The organism is Colwellia polaris (genome assembly GCF_002104515.1).
GTDB classification, from domain to species: Bacteria; Pseudomonadota; Gammaproteobacteria; order Enterobacterales; family Alteromonadaceae; genus Cognaticolwellia; species Cognaticolwellia polaris.
Genome location: NZ_NBOE01000002.1, coordinates 538731 through 555358 on the forward strand (window position 1 = coordinate 538731; position 16628 = coordinate 555358).

Sequence of the window (16628 nt, forward strand, 5' to 3'; positions counted from 1 at the left end):
CGAATTGAACTGCCTGAAAACAAAAAAGCCGCTAAATTAGCGGCTTTTTCTTATGCAGTTTTATAAACTATTTTGCCTATTTATTCATTTCTTCAATTAGGAAGGCTGAAATCTCAGCGCCTGCTGCAAGCGTTCTATCTCTGCTTTCTTCACCTAAGCCAGTGCTATCAGTAAATGGCGCTATTTCCATCATATCAGCACCCGTAATAGGGCATTGTGCTGCTACGGCACGTAATATTTGCATTGACTCGTTTGGCGATAAACCATCAGGCTCTGGTGTGCCTGTTGCTGAAGCATAGGTTTCATCTAGTGCGTCAATATCAAAGCTGACATAAACTTCGTCTACTTTATCATCTTTTAATTGTTTGATGATTTTTGCAATGATAGCCTCAACACCTTGCTCTTTGACTTCATGAGCCCAATGCTGTTTCACGCCGAAAGTGCTTTCCCAATGTGTTTTAGGTTTGCCACTTGAGCGAATACCCACTTGAATTAAGTCACGGTGATCGGTTAAGTCATCTAAAATGTGGGTACACCACGAACCAAAACATAAGTCGATACCTAAACGTTCCACTAACAAATCAGTATGAGCGTCAAAGTGTATAATCGCCGCACGAATACCTTGTTTCTTTTTCGCCTGTAAATACGCTTTAGTTAACGGGTAACTTACTGAATGATCACCACCAATACCAAAAATTCCTTTTTTCGGGAACTCAGCGTAAAAGTCATGTAATACATCTTCAGTTATCGTTAATGGGCTTACTGGAAATGCGCTGTTTTCATCTTGATAAAGCGCTTTTCGACAGTTCGCTATCGTTGCTTCATTTAGGTATTTATCATGAAGTAAATGTGGAATAACACGCACATCACCTAAATCAAAGGCATTTAAATTCGGGTATTGTTCTAATAGTGTTGAGCGAACAAATAAAGGGCCCCAGTTAGCGCCACGCAAAATACCTCCACCACAATCTGAAGCAATGCCTAGAATCACCGCATTAGTCGATTCTGGCAGCTTTTCTACACTTTGCTGCCATAGCGCTTCAATATTGTCTGATTGGCCAAATAAGGCGTTATGTAAACGCTCCTTGCGTTCTTTTGCTGTGTTAACGGTAAAAACTCCGTTACCTGGTGGGCATAAACACTGGCTGATTTTATTTTTAAAGGTTGACCATGAAGTCGTCATGTATATTCTCTTCCTAGTTAATAGGTATTGAAATTCACTTAAATGAACGCAATCTACCTGGGTGATTGTAAAAAATTGTTATAACAGGTGAAAAACTGAAGTTATTTTCCTTCAGCCCTTAAATTTTGCTAAAAAGTCTATTATGATGGCGCCGAAAAATTCGCATCATTATAGCTAAAAGTTGTAAAAAGGCATATATATAAAAATTTTTTGCTTGTCAGTTTACTAATTTACAGATATATCTAATAGTAATTTCAGTCTCAAATTTAATTTTTCGTCTTAGTTTTATTCATGATTGCAAATTGTCTTAATATTTTGCTCGCGCAATATTAAGTCACTCGGTGCAAATAACTTTGACGCAACTGACACAGTCAGCTTAGTAGGAATATAAAATATTATGGCAAAATCTCTGGTAATTGTGGAATCGCCAGCCAAAGCGAAAACAATTAACAAATACCTTGGTAAAGATTTTATTGTTAAATCGAGTGTAGGGCACGTACGTGATCTACCGCATAGCAGTACCGGTAAAAAAGTTGCGGCTAAATCTCCTGCTGAAGTGCGAAAAATGGCACCTGCCGCGAAAGCAAAATATAAAGCTAAACGTGATAAACAAGCACTGGTTAATCGAATGGGTATTGATCCTGAGAATGATTGGGAAGCAAATTATCAAATACTCGCAGGTAAAGAAAAAGTCGTTGCAGAATTAATTAAACTTGCTAGTGCTGCAGACACGGTTTATCTCGCAACCGATTTGGATCGCGAGGGAGAAGCGATTGCCTGGCATTTAAAAGAAATTATTGGCGGCGACGACGATAAATATAAACGTGTTGTGTTTAATGAAATAACTGAAAATGCCATCCAACAAGCGTTTTCTACCCCTGGCGAATTAAGTATGCCAGGCGTTAATGCTCAACAAGCAAGACGTTTTCTCGACCGTGTTGTGGGCTTTATGGTAAGTCCATTGCTTTGGAAAAAAGTAGCTCGTGGCTTATCTGCTGGCCGAGTTCAGTCTGTTGCGGTAAAGCTTGTTGTTGAAAAAGAACGTGAAATTAAAGCTTTTGATCCTAAAGAGTTTTGGGAAGTTACAGCGGATACCAAAACAACTGCAGGTTTAGATTTTCCGTTAGATGTAACCCATGAAAATGGTAAAGCATTTAAACCAACGAACGAAGCCGACACAAATAAAGCCTTAGCAATATTAAAGGCAGCTGCCTTTACGGTTAATAAACGCGACGATAAACCTTCAAAAAGTACACCGTCGGCTCCATTTATTACTTCAACTTTACAACAAGCGGCAAGTACTAAATTAGGTTTTGGTGTTAAACGCACCATGGGACTTGCTCAACGTTTGTATGAAGCGGGCCACATAACTTATATGCGTACCGATTCAACCAATTTGAGTAAAGATGCGGTTGAAATGTGTCGTGGTTATATTAGCGATAACTTTGGCGATAACTACTTGCCAGAAAAGGCAAAAGTATATAACAGTAAAGGTAATGCTCAAGAGGCGCATGAAGCGATTCGTCCATCTAATGTTAAAGTTGAATCTGCCTTTATGGAAGGTATTGAAGCTGATGCGAAAAAATTATATGACCTTATTTGGCGCCAGTTTGTAGCGTGTCAAATGACCGCTGCTCGCTACACGGTAAGTACTATTACGGTTGGTGCTTCTGGTTTTGATTTAAAAGCGAAAGGCCGTGTTATGCAATTTGATGGTTGGACTCGTGTTCATCCACAATTATCAAAAGGTGATGATAAACATTTACCAGATTTATCAGTAGGTGAAACGTTAACACTTGAACAACTTAATCCTACTCAACACTTTACTAAGCCACCAGCACGTTTTGGTGAAGCTTCATTGGTTAAAGAGTTAGAGAAGCGTTCAATTGGTCGTCCTTCTACTTATGCATCTATTATTTCAACCATTCAAGATCGTGGCTACGTACGTTTAGAGTCAAAACGTTTTTACGCTGAAAAAATGGGTGAAATTGTTACCGATAGTTTATCAGAAAGCTTTAAAAACCTGATGAGCTACGACTTTACTGCCAACATGGAGCAAGAGCTTGATGAAGTAGCTGACGGTAAAACAGACTGGAAAGATGTACTTAACGGCTTCTATAAAAATTTCACCAAACAACTCGGTCAAGCCGACATGCCGACTGAAGAAGGTGGCATGCGCAATAACGAACCGGTTTTAACCGATATCGATTGCCCAACATGTGGCCGTAAAATGGGTATTCGTACTGCTCAAACGGGTGTGTTTTTAGGTTGTTCTGGTTATGCCTTACCACCGAAAGAACGTTGCACCACAACCATGAACTTAACACCTGGTGAAGAAGCGGTAAGTGTTTTAGCTGAAGACCAAGAAACAGAAGCATTGCGTGCGATGCATCGTTGTAAAAAATGTGGCACAGCAATGGATAGCTACTTAATCGACGAAACACGTAAATTACATGTTTGTGGTAACAACCCAGTTTGTGATGGTATTGAAGTAGAAAAGGGTGAATTTAAGCTGAAAGGTTACGACGGACCTATTTTAGAATGTGATCGTTGTGAATCTGAAATGGAACTTAAATCAGGCCGATTCGGTAAATACTTTGATTGTACAAACAGTGAATGTAAAAACACACGTAAGTTACTCGCTAATGGTGAAGCTGCGCCACCGAAAGAAGATCCGGTGCAATTACCAGAGCTAGAATGTGAAAAGTCTGATGCACACTTTGTGCTGCGCGATGGTGCTGCGGGTATTTTCCTTGCGGCTAATACTTTCCCTCGTTCACGTGAAACACGTGCTCCTAAAGTGGTTGAGTTAGCGCGTTTTAGAGATAGAATATCAGAGAAGTTTTATTATCTTGCCGATGCACCAGCACAAGACCCTGAAGGCAACTTAGCCGTTGTTCGTTATAGCCGTAAAACTAAGTCGCAATATGTTATGACCGAAGTTGAAGGTAAAGCGACAGGTTGGAATGCTAAGTATATTGATGGCAAATGGATTGAAGAGCTGGCTAAGAAAAAGGTTGTAAAGGCGAAAGCAAAGCCCAAAGCAAAGCCTAAACCAAAAAAAACGGCGTAGTATAAACTAAGCCGTATCAAAAAATACTTAGTTTACCTTTAACAAGAAGCGCTCATTGAGCGCTTTTTTTATGTCTGCGGTATTGGTAGTTATAGCATTTGCAAAATCGCGAAAATAATCTTATTAATTGGTATAAGAAGGTTTAAGTTGCACAATGCCAGCAACAAAGCGTAGCTCTTATCATTTGATTTACTAAGTAACCTGAACTCTGGATAATGAGTGCTTGAAACTCAAGTGAACCAAAAGCTTAGGTAATAAAGTAAATGCTATAGCCAGGTGAACATCACGAATAGATATCATCAATGCTTCATTTTATGCCATTTTCAAGGCAAAACGTTGATGAATAGCGCGCTATTTATCGACGTTTTAACGCAGAAAATGGCTTAAAAGGGAGCATTGAGCAAGTGCTGCTTATCCAGAGTTCAGGTTAAGTAGAGGGAACGAATAGCATTACGCGCTAGAGGCGAACCACAGACAGCAAGAATAGTACAAGAGACTGCCTATTAAACCAGTAGTTAACTCGTTTTGTTTACCTCTAAGTTAATTAAAATCTAGCTCAAAGCCGAATAGGTTAAAAACAATCGTGACTTTCAACAGCTTTTAATGAATATCAGTGATAAAATCAGTTTTATTTTCTAAAAGATCTACGAAATATTTATTATGGCGATTAACTGGTTCCCAGGGCACATGCATAAAGCCCAAAGAGAGATAAAAGAAATTTTACCGCAAATTGATGTGGTGATTGAAGTTTGTGATGCGCGCCTACCTTTTAGTAGCGAAAACCCTATGATCACCGAAATTCGTGGTGACAAGCCATTAATTAAAATCTTAAATAAATCAGATTTAGCTGATCCTAAAGTTACAGCGCTGTGGCTCAATTACCTTGAGTCTCAACACAACGTAAAAGCTATTGCCTTAACTACTGAATCTCCCGGTGTAGCTAAAACACTGCCGGCACTCATTCGCAAGTTAGCTGCAAGTAAAGATGAAGCGGGTAAGCAAATAAATGCCGTTATTATGGGGATCCCTAATGTAGGTAAATCTACCTTATTGAATACGCTAGTGGGTAAAGCAAAAGCAAAAGTGGGTAATGAACCTGCCGTGACTAAAGGTCAGCAAAGAATTAGGTTAGAAGACGGTTTATATCTTTATGACACACCGGGTATGTTGTGGCCTAAAATAGTAAACGAAAATAGTGGTTACCGTTTAGCAATTACCAGTGCAGTTAAAGACACCGCATTTGATCACGAAGAAATTGCCTGTTTTGCCGCAGAGTACTTACTTACTGCTTACCCTGAACGATTAAGAGAGCGCTATAAGATTGACGAACTTCCTGAGCAGGAAGTAGAGTTGATTGAAGCCATAGGAAAACGACGTGGTTGTGTTAAAAGTGGCGGTTATATTGATTTTCATAAAGCTTCTGAAATACTGATTAATGAAATACGCGACAAAACCTTAGGCGCGATTTCATTTGAAACCCCTGAGATGATAATTGCTGAGGTTATTCATTTTGACAAAGTTGAAGAAGATAAGGTTGCGGCTAGAGAAGCTAAAAAAATAGCACGTGGTAGAGGGCGTCGCAATAAGCGTTAATTTTTTATTAGCATTAATAATAAAACTTAAGATTCAGCACTTAACACCAAACTTGATAACTAAGGTAGCAATATGAGTGAGCAATTCCAATTACACCCACAATTAGCGAATGACTGTTTCGTGATTACTGATTTTCCACTGTCGCGTTTATTACTTTGTAACGACAGTGCTTTTCCTTGGTTTATTTTGGTGCCAAAAGTGGATGATGTTCAAGATATTTATCAGCTAGATTGGCAACAGCAACAACAGTTATTAAATGAATCAAGCATGCTTAGTGAAGTGCTTATGCAAGAATTTAATGGCGAGAAAATGAATGTTGCAGCGCTAGGCAATGTTGTACCCCAGTTGCATTTACATCATATAGTACGTTTTACAACTGATGCCTGTTGGCCTAAGCCAGTTTGGGGTCAGCAAGCGCTAACTCCTTATACTGATAAAGCTTTAGCTGAAATTAAGCAGCGAATATTACCTAAACTGTCGGCAATATTAGCTACCGATACATAAAAACTGACTGTACTTTTTTGTCAGTAATTAATAGCCTTGTTTGAATCAGTCAAACAAGGCTAAATAATGTTACTTTATCAGTGCTAGTGATTGGCTTAAGTCAGCAATTATATCTTCTGCATTTTCAAGTCCTACCGAAATTCTGATCAAGCTATCACTAATGCCAGCATTAGCTCTTTCTTCTGGAGTATAAGGGGAGTGTGTCATGGAAGCAGGGTGCTGAATTAATGATTCGGCATCACCTAAACTTACCGCAATAGAGAATAGTTGCATGCGGTTAATGAACTCACTACCACCGGTTAAATCACTGTTGATTTCAAAGGCAATAACCCCACCAGCCGCTTTCATTTGCGAGCCTAAAAATTTATAGCCAGGGTGACTCTTTAAACCCGGATAATAAACTTTTAAGACTTTCTCGTGGTTTTCTAAATACTCTGCAATCTTTTGGGCATTATTACAGTGACGTTCCATACGAATAGGGAGTGTTTTAAGGCCACGCATAATTAACCAAGCATCATGTGGGCTCATTGTTGCGCCAATGTCTTTTAACACCGTCATTTTAATGTTCATGATCATTTCATTGCTACCACAGATAATGCCGGCAACAACGTCACCATGACCATTCAAGTACTTTGTGGCACTGTGAACAACTATATCTATACCGTACTGTTGAGGTTGCTGTAGCACAGGCGTTAAAAATGTATTATCAACAATACTAATAATATTATGTTGTTGAGCTATTTTCGCGATAACGGCCAAGTCGTAAACTGCAAGGTTAGGGTTAACAGGTGTTTCTAAAAACATGACCTTAGTATTGGGTTTTATTGCTGCTTCAATTTCATCAGGGTTTGCCATATCAACAAAACTAACTTCGATGCCCCAACGTGTTAGTTGGTGGCTCATTAATGCAAACGAACAGCCATAAACAGCTTTCGAAGAGATTAAATGATCACCAGCTGATAAGTTGGCTAAAAGTGCACCTGAAACTGCGCCCATTCCTGTGGCTGTTGCAGCAGCGTCTTCCATATTCTCCATAGCAGCTACCCTTTGCTCAAGTTGCCTTGTCGTAGGGTTACCAAGTCGAGAGTATATAAAGCCGTCTTCTTCTCCAGCAAACCTATTTGCACCTTGTTGTGCATTATCGAAAATGAAAGTAGAGGTTTGATAAAGGGGAGTAGCCAATGAACCAAACTGCTCATCGTTAATGCGACCTGCGTGGATAGCCTGAGTTTCGATATTTTTACTGTTGCTCATAATTTTCTCTTTTAATCGAATGCGAAATTATTTAGATAAACACGATAAGCAAATTTTCAGCCAATAATTTTTATTTAATAATATCAACAGTTTATTGTTTTTAGAATAAATGACTGTAATTTTTATATTACAGTGGGTGTTTGTTTATCAACCTGAAATTCAATTGTTTATATATCTAAAGCTGTCTCTCTTGATTTTAGAGGTGAGAGGTGTTGTACTAAATTTGTTACATGTGTATTTTTTTTATTACATTGGTGGTTATGTGCGTATAAAGATAGATTCAACCGACAGGCTTGGTATCAGCCAAGAAATATTGAGTGTAGTAGCAAAAAGGCAATTCAATGTCATCGCTATGGAGGTAATTCCTCGAACAATATTTTTACACATAGATATTAATGAACAACACATGCTCAATGTGTTTAAAGCATTATCTACTGTAGACGGAGTGTTGAGCTGCAAGCGAATTGATTTTCTGCCTATAGAGTCTAGAGAGCATCATTTAAATGCAATGTTGAGCAAAATACCCGATCCTATTTTTGATATCAGCGCTAATGGTGTAGTAATTTCATGTAATTTAGCTATTTATTCTGAAGATGCAGACAAAAATGATAAACCACTTAATGTGATAGGAAAAAGTATTACAACATTATTTGGGGTCGAAAAATCATCAATTCTAACCAGCAAGCCTAATTCTCTGGATGTATATTTTAGTGGCAAGCAATACATCGCAGAGACAATCCCAGTGATAGTTGAGGGGGTATTCAACGGAGTTGTTGTTCATTTAAAAGCAATTGCTTCTATTGGCCGACAATTGTCGTTGCTTCAACAAGGAGAAGGGCATCATACTGATAATATTATTGGTGACAGTGAAGAAATTTTAATTTTAAAAGATAAACTCAATAAATTTTCACGTTTAGATCTACCTATTTTATTAACGGGTGAAACTGGCACAGGAAAAGAGTTATTTGCACGCGCCATACATGAAGCTAGCGGTAGACGAGACAAAGCTTTTCTGGCGATAAATTGTGCTTCATTACCAGAACAACTTTTAGAAAGTGAGCTTTTTGGTTATGCTGCAGGCGCTTTTACTGGCGCACAACGTAGTGGCAAGCCTGGTTTGTTCGAGTTAGCGCATGGCGGTACGGTATTTTTAGATGAAATAGCTGAAATGTCGGGCTATTTACAGGCAAAATTATTACGCTTTTTGCAAGACTATAGTTATCGGCGTTTAGGTGGCACAAAAGAATTTACTGCTAATGTACGAATTATTTCAGCAAGCCATCAACCGTTTGATCAAATGATCAAAAATCGAATTTTTCGTGAAGATTTATATTATCGATTAAATGTCTTGAGTTTGGCACTGCCAGCATTGCGCGAGCGAAGACAAGATATTTCATTACTTTGTTTTCATTTTTTGGCAAATGCGGCAAAGCAAGTGAATCAACCCGAACCTGTGTTAGATGAAAGTGCACTTTTACGACTGATTGAATATTCGTGGCCTGGAAATATACGACAGCTTCAAAACGTTCTGTTTAGACTCGTTGCGCTAAATAATGGCCACAATATATCGCTAATAGACGTTACAAAAGTTTTAGCGGACTTCGGTGATAATCATGAAGAAGTCAGTCGTCATTCTCAGGAGACACAAAGAAACTGGTTGTCGGTGAAAAATTGGCAAACAGCTCAAGCTATTTTTGAAGATGAATTATTGGCTCAGTTTTGGCCTGTTTACCCATCGACAAGGAAATTGGCCGAAAGGCTAGAAGTGTCACATAACAAAATAGCGATGAAGTTAAGAAAGAAGTCACCATGATAATATTTAGTTGTCGTTAGTCATTATACAATTCTTACCCGCCGATTTTGCTTGATATAAACGCCTGTCAGCCTCTTTAAGTAGCTTAGTTAGATTAGGTATTGTGTTTGATTCAGCGACGCCAATACTGATGGTTACACGAATATTTTTCTGCAATCCGGTGAATGACTCTGTCTCAACGGCATCGCGTAACAATTCAATTACTGTACATGCGTTATGCTGTTGCTCGCCCACAAATAATACGACAAACTCTTCACCGCCAATTCTGAAAATGTTATTTTCACCCGTCACACGTTTCAAGGCTTTAGCTATTTGTATTAATACAATATCGCCAGTATCGTGGCCAAAGAGGTCATTAATTTTTTTAAAGTTATCAACATCAAGCAAAGCCAGTGTTAATGGTTGCTTAGCATATAAAGACGCAAAGTAATCGGTTAAAGCAAGACGGTTATAAGTTTTAGTTAACGGATCACGCATGGCCAGTTTTATTAGGGCTTGTTCGCTTTTTTCTCGGTTTACTTCATATACGTGTGAGACAGTCCAAATCACAATGTAGGCAAGCACTAAGTTAACTAAAATAGCAAAAACAGAATATTGTTCACTAATCGAAGTATTGATATAAAGAATGACGGTTTCGATAAGCAGCAATAGCCCGCTACCAATTGCACCGTGTTTACGCCCAAATAGTAAATACAATAAAACTGGAAAAGTTAATAACCAAAAGGGTATGCCTGACAGTAAACCACCCGCAACGCTTACAACAGAAATGGCAAATATATAAAGCGAAGTAATCGTGATTTTTTGCCAGTTTTTTACGTTACCTTTTTTATGTTCAAGCAATGTATAGACACAAAATAGGAATAACAGAAAATCAAGTAAACATATAAATATATTGCCATGTACGAAGTTGATAATACTAACGACCAACGATGAAAAAGTAATGGCAATCGTTAACCCTTTAAGCACGTTGTTACGCAACTTTATGGTCGAGGGGGTAATAACATTGTTGGGTAATATAACCATAACTTATAACTTCTGCCCCAGTTAATTATAAGTGTAATAGATTATTAATTTATAATATTAACCCTCAATTACACTTACTAAAAGTGTAGTTGAGGGTTGAGCAGATAACCAGTAATTGGTTTTAGATATGGGTTATTGAGCGTGATTAAATTTGCTTTTTATAAAGATAGAACCACTGGTACAGCGTTTTCAGTGGCTATTTACTGGCGATAATAAACATTTTTATAAGATATTAGCAGCGTATAAAAGAGTTGTATTGTTAGTCTTCTAATATCTTATAAAGGATTTTCTTCACGTTTTCAGGTTCGAAAGGTTTGTCGCACATAGCAGTAACACCTTCAGTGAGAATATTGGCAAGGTGAGTATCATTACTTTCACTAGTCACCATTAAAATTGGAATGTGCGATTGGCCACTTTCACTGCGAATATATCGAGTTAATTCCTTTCCATTGACTTCAGGCATGTTGTAGTCGGTAACCACCAGATCATACATGTTTTCTTTTAATAGATTTATTGCCTCGCTACCATCAATCGCTTCGGTTATTTTTAACAGCCCTAAATTATTCAATACACGTTTAATATGGTTTCTAGCTAAACGGCTGTCGTCAACGAGTAAAACACGTATTTGGTGAACATCAAAATATTCTAGCTCTAATTCATCGGTTGATAATAAATCAATCGTTGTACTAAGCGCTGTTGCGAGGTGATTAGAAGTAAATGGCTTGGGTAATAAGGCAATAACCCCAGATTGTTTAAACTCTTCTAAGTGTTCACGACGATGCTCACTAGTGACTAGCATAAAAGGTGTATCGGCTATTGCGGGGGTGTTACGAACCTTGTGTAGCAGTTCAATTGCATCACCATCATCAAAATACATAGCACTTGTAATTAAATCGCGAGGATGTAGTTTAGCGCTATCAAATGCCTCTGTAATATTTTTAGCTTCAGCAACTTGTGTAATACCTTGCTGTTTAAGCTCTTTAATGATGATTTTTCGCTGTAAATCGGAAGGTTCAACAACCAGTAAAGATAATTCGTTTGGATTCATAATATCACTTATAATTGTATTCTAAATTGCGTTTTAGCCGCCAATAAACTTTACTTTAAAACCATTTTTTTCTAGCACTGCTTTTATCTCTTCGCGTTTATCGCCTTGAACTTCTATAACTTCACCAACAACGCTACCACCGGTGCCGCAAGTTTTTTTAAGCTTTGTAGCAAGTGACTTTAGGGCCTTATTATCAAGTCCTAAACCGCTGATGGTAACAACACCTTTACCTTTTCTGCCTTTCGTTTCTCTGCGTACTTTGGCAAAACCATCAGAAGGGGTTACGGCCACATTTTTACTCTGGCTTATTCTTCCTTCTGCGGTTGAATAGACTAGATTTTCATCGTGAGGTGTTTCTTGCTGAGTTGTATCTTTGCTACTTTTACCAAATGCACTGGCTAAGTCGCTAAGGCTATTAAATGTTTTTGTCATAGTTATTTCTATATTTTAGATAAAATAAAACCACTACTAGAGTGGCTTTATTATATACCTGTTTTGTTTCAATTACATAATTGTGTAAAACAGCTGCTAGTTGAGCTAGCTATGTTTAGTATGACTAATTAACTTAAAGTTTGCCTTCTAACTCAGGCAATGCGTCAAATAAGTCAGCTACTAAGCCGTAATCTGCTACTTGGAAGATTGGTGCTTCAGGATCTTTGTTAATAGCCACAATAACTTTAGAGTCTTTCATACCTGCTAAATGTTGAATAGCACCAGAAATACCCACAGCTATGTATAAGTCAGGGGCAACAATTTTACCTGTTTGGCCAACTTGCATATCGTTTGGAACAAAACCCGCATCAACTGCGGCACGAGAAGCACCAATAGCAGCGCCTAACTTGTCAGCTATACCTTCAAGTAACTTGAAGTTTTCGCCATTTTGCATACCACGACCACCAGAAATAACGATGCTTGCTGCGCCTAAGTCAGGTCTTTCTGAAACAGAAAGTTCATCGTTTACGTGGCTTGAATTACCCGCATCGGTAGCTTTATCTAGTGCTACAATTTCAGCACTACCGTCTGTAGCAACAGCGTCGAAACCTGTTGAACGTACTGTAATGACTTTCTTGCTATCTAAGCTTTGTACAGTGGCAATTGCATTACCCGCATAAATTGGACGAACAAAAGTGTCGCTACTTTCTACGGCTATAATGTCTGAAATTTGCGTAACATCTAATAATGCTGCAACACGTGGCATAAAGTTTTTGCCCGTAGTAAGTGCTGTTGCAATTACGTGGTCGTAATCAGCGGCAAGCTCAGTCACTAAAAGAGAAACATTTTCAGCTAGTTGGTGTTCGTATGCAGCATTGTCAGCAACTAATACTTTAGATACACCATTTACTTTACTTGCAGCTTCTGCAACTGCTTGACAGTTACTACCTGCAACTAACATATGAATGTCACCACCAATAGCTTGGGCAGCAGCAACTGTTTTTAGTGTATCGGCTTTTAATTCGCTATTATCGTGTTCTGCGTATACTAAAATGCTCATGAGATCACCTTCGCTTCATTCTTTAATTTTTCTACTAACTCATCAATGCTTTCAACAACAATACCTGCTTTGCGCTCTGCAGGAGGTGTTACCTTAATTAAATTAGTACGTGCAGTTAAATCAATACCGAAATCAGCGGCTGATTTTACATTTAATGGTTTACGCTTTGCTTTCATAATATTAGGTAATGAAGCATAACGAGGCTCGTTTAAGCGCAGGTCTGTTGTTACGATAGCAGGCAGTGTTAAGGCGATAGTTTGTAAACCACTATCAACTTCACGCGTTACATTTACTTTGTCGCCATCTATTTTAACAGCTGAAGCAAAGGTACCTTGTGGCATACCTGTTAGCGCCGCTAACATTTGACCCGTTTGATTGTTGTCGCTATCAATTGCTTGTTTACCAAGAATAACCAATTGCGGTTGCTCTTCTTCAACTACTTTTTGTAAAAGTTTAGCAACGTTAATTGAGTCTAAGTTTTCTTCTGTATCAATTTGAATAGCACGGTCAGCACCTAATGCAAGAGCAGTTCTTAACTGTTCTTGGCATGATTTGTTGCCAATTGATACTGCAATAACTTCAGTTACTGTGCCCGCTTCTTTTAATCGAACGGCTTCTTCAACTGCAATTTCACAGAAAGGGTTGATTGCCATTTTTACATTAGCAAGATCGACATTGGAATTGTCTGCTTTCACACGTACTTTTACGTTATAGTCAATAACGCGTTTGATGGGTACTAATACTTTCATCGTTGCCTCTGATTATGCATGTTGCATGTAATGTTGGTTAAACTAAAGTTAATTCAACTTAACGCTGTAATTATGGGTTGAAAGACTACTTGTAGATAACGTTTACGTCAACGTCTTCTGTTGATATCGTTACTCAAATTGCACTTTAAATAAATATTATCAGTAAATAATGTAATACAGGATAGTATTTAACACGAAAATATCTATAATGTTTGATATTATCAAACAGGTGTTTGAAAATCAAACATGTGTTTGAATATTTCAAACAAAATTGAATGAGGGGAGAAATTATGGAACGCGAATCAATGGAATTTGACGTTGTAATTGTTGGTGCCGGTCCTGCAGGCCTTTCAACTGCTTGTCAACTAATGAAGTTAGCACAAGAAAAAGAACAAGAGCTTATGGTGTGCGTAGTTGAGAAGGGCTCAGAAGTTGGTGCTCATATTCTTTCAGGTGCTGTTTTTGAACCGCGCGCTTTAACTGAGCTGTTTCCCGATTGGAAAGAAAAAGGTGCCCCTTTAAATACTGCCGTTACGGGCGATGATATTTATTTATTCAATGGCGAAGATAGCTCGGTTAAATTACCTAACTTTAGTGTGCCTAAAACTATGCACAACGAAGGTAATTACATTGTTAGTATGGGTAATGTTTGTCGATGGTTAGCAGAGCAAGCAGAACAGCTAGGTGTTGAAATATTCCCAGGCTTTCCAGCGCAAGACGTAATTTATAATGAAGACGGCAGTGTTGGTGGTGTTATCACGGGGGATATGGGGCTAGATAAAGATGGTAAGCCTAAAGATTCGTTTATGCCAGGTATGGAACTAAAAGCAAAATATACTGTTTTTGCCGAAGGTTGTCGTGGGCATTTAGGTAAAGAATTAATTGCTAAGTTTGCTTTAGACGCTAATAAATCACCACAACATTATGGTTTAGGCTTTAAAGAAATTTGGGATATTGACCCTGAAAAACATCAAGAAGGTTTAGTCGTGCATTCTGCTGGTTGGCCGCTTGATAAAGACACTAATGGTGGCGGATATTTATATCACGCAGAGAACAACCAAGTATTTGTTGGCTTAATTGTTGACCTTAACTATAGCAACCCGCATTTAAGTCCGTTCGATGAGTTTCAGCGTTACAAGCATCATCCAAAAGTTGCTCAATACCTTGAAGGTGGTAAGCGCGTATCTTATGGTGCTAGGGCAATGGCCAAAGGTGGTTTTAACTCATTACCTAAGATGACAATGCCAGGTGGCGTTTTAGTGGGGTGTGATGCAGGTACAATTAACTTCGCCAAAATTAAGGGTAATCATACCGCGATGAAATCAGGTATGTTAGCGGCAGAGACTATTTTTGAAGCGTTAGCATCGGGCGATGAAGGTGGTAAAGACCTTACTGGTTTTACAGATAAGTATCAAAATTCTTGGTTATACGAAGAACTTTACAATACTCGCAACTTTGGCCCTGCTATGCATAAGTTTGGTACCTTTTGGGGCGGCGCTTATAATACGGTAGATCAAAATTTCTTTGGTGGTAAATTACCCTTTAACTTTAAAGATGACAGCTTAGATCACGAGCAACTGAAGCTAGCAGCTGATGCACCAGTAATTAACTATCCTAAGCCTGATAATAAATTAAGTTTTGATAAATTAACCTCGGTATTTTTATCAAATACTAATCATGAAGAAGAGCAGCCTTGTCATTTAAAGTTAGCTGATAGTAGTATTCCGATTGATGTGAACTTAGTGAAATTTAATGAACCAGCACAACGTTATTGTCCGGCAGGGGTTTATGAGGTTGAAAGCACACCAGAAGGTGATAAATTTGTGATTAATTCACAAAACTGTGTGCACTGTAAAACCTGTGATATTAAAGACCCGAGTCAGAATATTACTTGGGTAACACCAGAAGGTACTGGTGGGCCGAATTACCCTAACATGTAATTTAGCTTGCTTGAGAATAATTGCTTAACTGCTGATTGTTCAACTGATAAAAAAAACCTGCATTTGCAGGTTTTTTATTTTGTTGCTTGAGAAATAAAACACTCAGCTTGAAGTAGCGTTTCGATAATCAATAGATAACCCGAGCGAGTATAATTTGAATAAGTCTCGACTTGAACTACAACTAGTTGGTTTCAATTAAGTTGAACTCAGCCAAAGCAGGTATTTCTAATTGAAGTTTATTTTCTATCTCATCTAACTTCATTAACGTTGAACAAATTATTTCGGCCTTATTTTCTAAAGCGTTAGCTTGTTTGCTAATATCTAACTTTATGTCATTTCCCATGGTTTCTATACGCTGGTCAAAGGTTTCAACGCGTTGTTCTGTACTTTGTTCTTCTTTATGGGTCATGGCTTCACCAACGGCGATTAAAATTGTGCCAACAGAATCAGTCACAATGGCTTCTATTTCACTTTCGAATTCACCGGCAAAAATCTCATCAAAATCATCGAAATCTTGTGGTGCAATATAGTAGCTTTCGTCACTGTGGTTAAAGCGAGAGCGCAGTCGCCATTTCATTTCATCAAATTTTTCTTGGAACTGTTGATGCGAAGCGCTGTTTTCGCCGGTTAGGCTGCTAATGACTTTGTTAACCGCTTTTAATCCTAATTCAACGCCTTCAATCGCTATTGATACAATTGCAGGGACTTGTGATCTTATTCCTTGTGTATATTCACTTAATTGCACTTTTTGCTCACTGGTGAGCTGAATTTCACGACCTTTAACAAATAATTGGTGCGGGCCGTTTATTTGCACATAAGTTTGTCCTTGGTTAACTATGCGCAGATGTGCTGGGTCAATTATTACACCATAGTTAAAATTAATATCACATTGTTGTGCGCTTGCTGTGCTAATACATAAGCAAACTATTAAAAGGCTGCGAGCAATAAATGCCATT

At 38.3% G+C, this 16628-nt stretch carries 13 protein-coding genes; 5 read left to right on the forward strand and 8 right to left on the reverse strand.

The window, feature by feature from the left end:
• Positions 1–76 precede the first annotated feature (76 nt).
• A complete protein-coding gene (locus tag B6A32_RS06775; protein ID WP_085302220.1) occupies positions 77–1183 on the reverse strand; it encodes an arginase family protein in 1107 nt (368 codons plus the stop codon).
• A 397-nt stretch (positions 1184–1580) separates the two neighbouring features.
• On the opposite strand from B6A32_RS06775, the gene topA reads away from it, so the two are divergent.
• From topA to B6A32_RS06790, 3 genes are all read left to right on the forward strand, one after another.
• Positions 1581–4256 carry a type I DNA topoisomerase gene (gene topA / locus B6A32_RS06780; protein WP_085302222.1) on the forward strand — a complete coding sequence of 892 codons (2676 nt, stop codon included), beginning with the start codon at positions 1581–1583 and terminating at the stop codon, positions 4254–4256.
• A 660-nt stretch (positions 4257–4916) separates the two neighbouring features.
• Positions 4917–5849 (forward strand): ribosome biogenesis GTPase YlqF, encoded by a 933-nt coding sequence (ylqF, locus tag B6A32_RS06785; protein WP_085302224.1) that lies wholly within the window; start codon positions 4917–4919, stop codon positions 5847–5849.
• Between the two features lie 72 nt (positions 5850–5921).
• Positions 5922–6353 carry an HIT domain-containing protein gene (locus B6A32_RS06790; RefSeq protein ID WP_085302226.1) on the forward strand — a complete coding sequence of 144 codons (432 nt, stop codon included), beginning with the start codon at positions 5922–5924 and terminating at the stop codon, positions 6351–6353.
• Positions 6354–6422: 69 nt separating this feature from the next.
• On the opposite strand, the gene megL is transcribed toward B6A32_RS06790, so the two are convergent.
• Positions 6423–7607: a methionine gamma-lyase gene (megL, locus tag B6A32_RS06795; protein WP_198946871.1), complete on the reverse strand. Its 1185-nt coding sequence runs from the start codon at positions 7605–7607 to the stop codon at positions 6423–6425.
• A gap of 262 nt (positions 7608–7869) precedes the next feature.
• On the opposite strand from megL, the gene B6A32_RS06800 reads away from it, so the two are divergent.
• Positions 7870–9420: a sigma 54-interacting transcriptional regulator gene (locus B6A32_RS06800; RefSeq protein ID WP_085302387.1), complete on the forward strand. Its 1551-nt coding sequence runs from the start codon at positions 7870–7872 to the stop codon at positions 9418–9420.
• 6 nt (positions 9421–9426) lie between these two features.
• Here B6A32_RS06800 and B6A32_RS06805 read toward each other — a convergent pair whose 3' ends face one another.
• From B6A32_RS06805 to B6A32_RS06825, 5 genes are all read right to left on the reverse strand, one after another.
• The gene (locus B6A32_RS06805; RefSeq protein ID WP_085302231.1) at positions 9427–10443 is read right to left on the reverse strand and encodes a GGDEF domain-containing protein; all 1017 of its coding nucleotides are present in this window, start codon (positions 10441–10443) and stop codon (positions 9427–9429) included.
• Between the two features lie 259 nt (positions 10444–10702).
• The gene (locus B6A32_RS06810) at positions 10703–11491 is read right to left on the reverse strand and encodes a response regulator (protein WP_085302233.1); all 789 of its coding nucleotides are present in this window, start codon (positions 11489–11491) and stop codon (positions 10703–10705) included.
• A gap of 33 nt (positions 11492–11524) precedes the next feature.
• Entirely contained in the window at positions 11525–11800 is a 276-nt protein-coding gene (locus B6A32_RS06815; protein ID WP_233131346.1) for a translation initiation factor, read from the reverse strand.
• Between the two features lie 256 nt (positions 11801–12056).
• Positions 12057–12983 (reverse strand): electron transfer flavoprotein subunit alpha/FixB family protein, encoded by a 927-nt coding sequence (locus tag B6A32_RS06820; RefSeq protein ID WP_085302237.1) that lies wholly within the window; start codon positions 12981–12983, stop codon positions 12057–12059.
• Positions 12980–13732: an electron transfer flavoprotein subunit beta/FixA family protein gene (locus tag B6A32_RS06825; protein WP_085302239.1), complete on the reverse strand. Its 753-nt coding sequence runs from the start codon at positions 13730–13732 to the stop codon at positions 12980–12982. The genes B6A32_RS06820 and B6A32_RS06825 overlap by 4 nt, the downstream gene beginning before the upstream one ends.
• Positions 13733–14022: 290 nt before the next feature.
• Between B6A32_RS06825 and B6A32_RS06830 the strand changes: the two genes are divergently transcribed.
• A complete protein-coding gene (locus B6A32_RS06830) occupies positions 14023–15672 on the forward strand; it encodes an electron transfer flavoprotein-ubiquinone oxidoreductase (RefSeq protein ID WP_085302241.1) in 1650 nt (549 codons plus the stop codon).
• Positions 15673–15853: 181 nt separating this feature from the next.
• Here the strand turns inward: B6A32_RS06830 and B6A32_RS06835 are convergent, their stop codons facing one another.
• A complete protein-coding gene (locus B6A32_RS06835) occupies positions 15854–16627 on the reverse strand; it encodes a DUF2884 family protein (RefSeq protein ID WP_085302243.1) in 774 nt (257 codons plus the stop codon).
• Position 16628: the final 1 nt, after the last annotated feature.

Coding starts and splice junctions, on each gene's coding strand:
- B6A32_RS06790 (WP_085302226.1), top strand. CDS start 5,922: ATGAGTGAGCAATTCCAATTACACCCACAATTAGCGAATGACTGTTTC.
- B6A32_RS06835 (WP_085302243.1), bottom strand. CDS start 16,627: ATGGCATTTATTGCTCGCAGCCTTTTAATAGTTTGCTTATGTATTAGC.
- ylqF (WP_085302224.1), top strand. CDS start 4,917: ATGGCGATTAACTGGTTCCCAGGGCACATGCATAAAGCCCAAAGAGAG.
- B6A32_RS06775 (WP_085302220.1), bottom strand. CDS start 1,183: ATGACGACTTCATGGTCAACCTTTAAAAATAAAATCAGCCAGTGTTTA.
- B6A32_RS06810 (WP_085302233.1), bottom strand. CDS start 11,491: ATGAATCCAAACGAATTATCTTTACTGGTTGTTGAACCTTCCGATTTA.
- B6A32_RS06820 (WP_085302237.1), bottom strand. CDS start 12,983: ATGAGCATTTTAGTATACGCAGAACACGATAATAGCGAATTAAAAGCC.
- topA (WP_085302222.1), top strand. CDS start 1,581: ATGGCAAAATCTCTGGTAATTGTGGAATCGCCAGCCAAAGCGAAAACA.
- B6A32_RS06830 (WP_085302241.1), top strand. CDS start 14,023: ATGGAACGCGAATCAATGGAATTTGACGTTGTAATTGTTGGTGCCGGT.
- B6A32_RS06805 (WP_085302231.1), bottom strand. CDS start 10,443: ATGGTTATATTACCCAACAATGTTATTACCCCCTCGACCATAAAGTTG.
- megL (WP_198946871.1), bottom strand. CDS start 7,607: ATGAGCAACAGTAAAAATATCGAAACTCAGGCTATCCACGCAGGTCGC.
- B6A32_RS06825 (WP_085302239.1), bottom strand. CDS start 13,732: ATGAAAGTATTAGTACCCATCAAACGCGTTATTGACTATAACGTAAAA.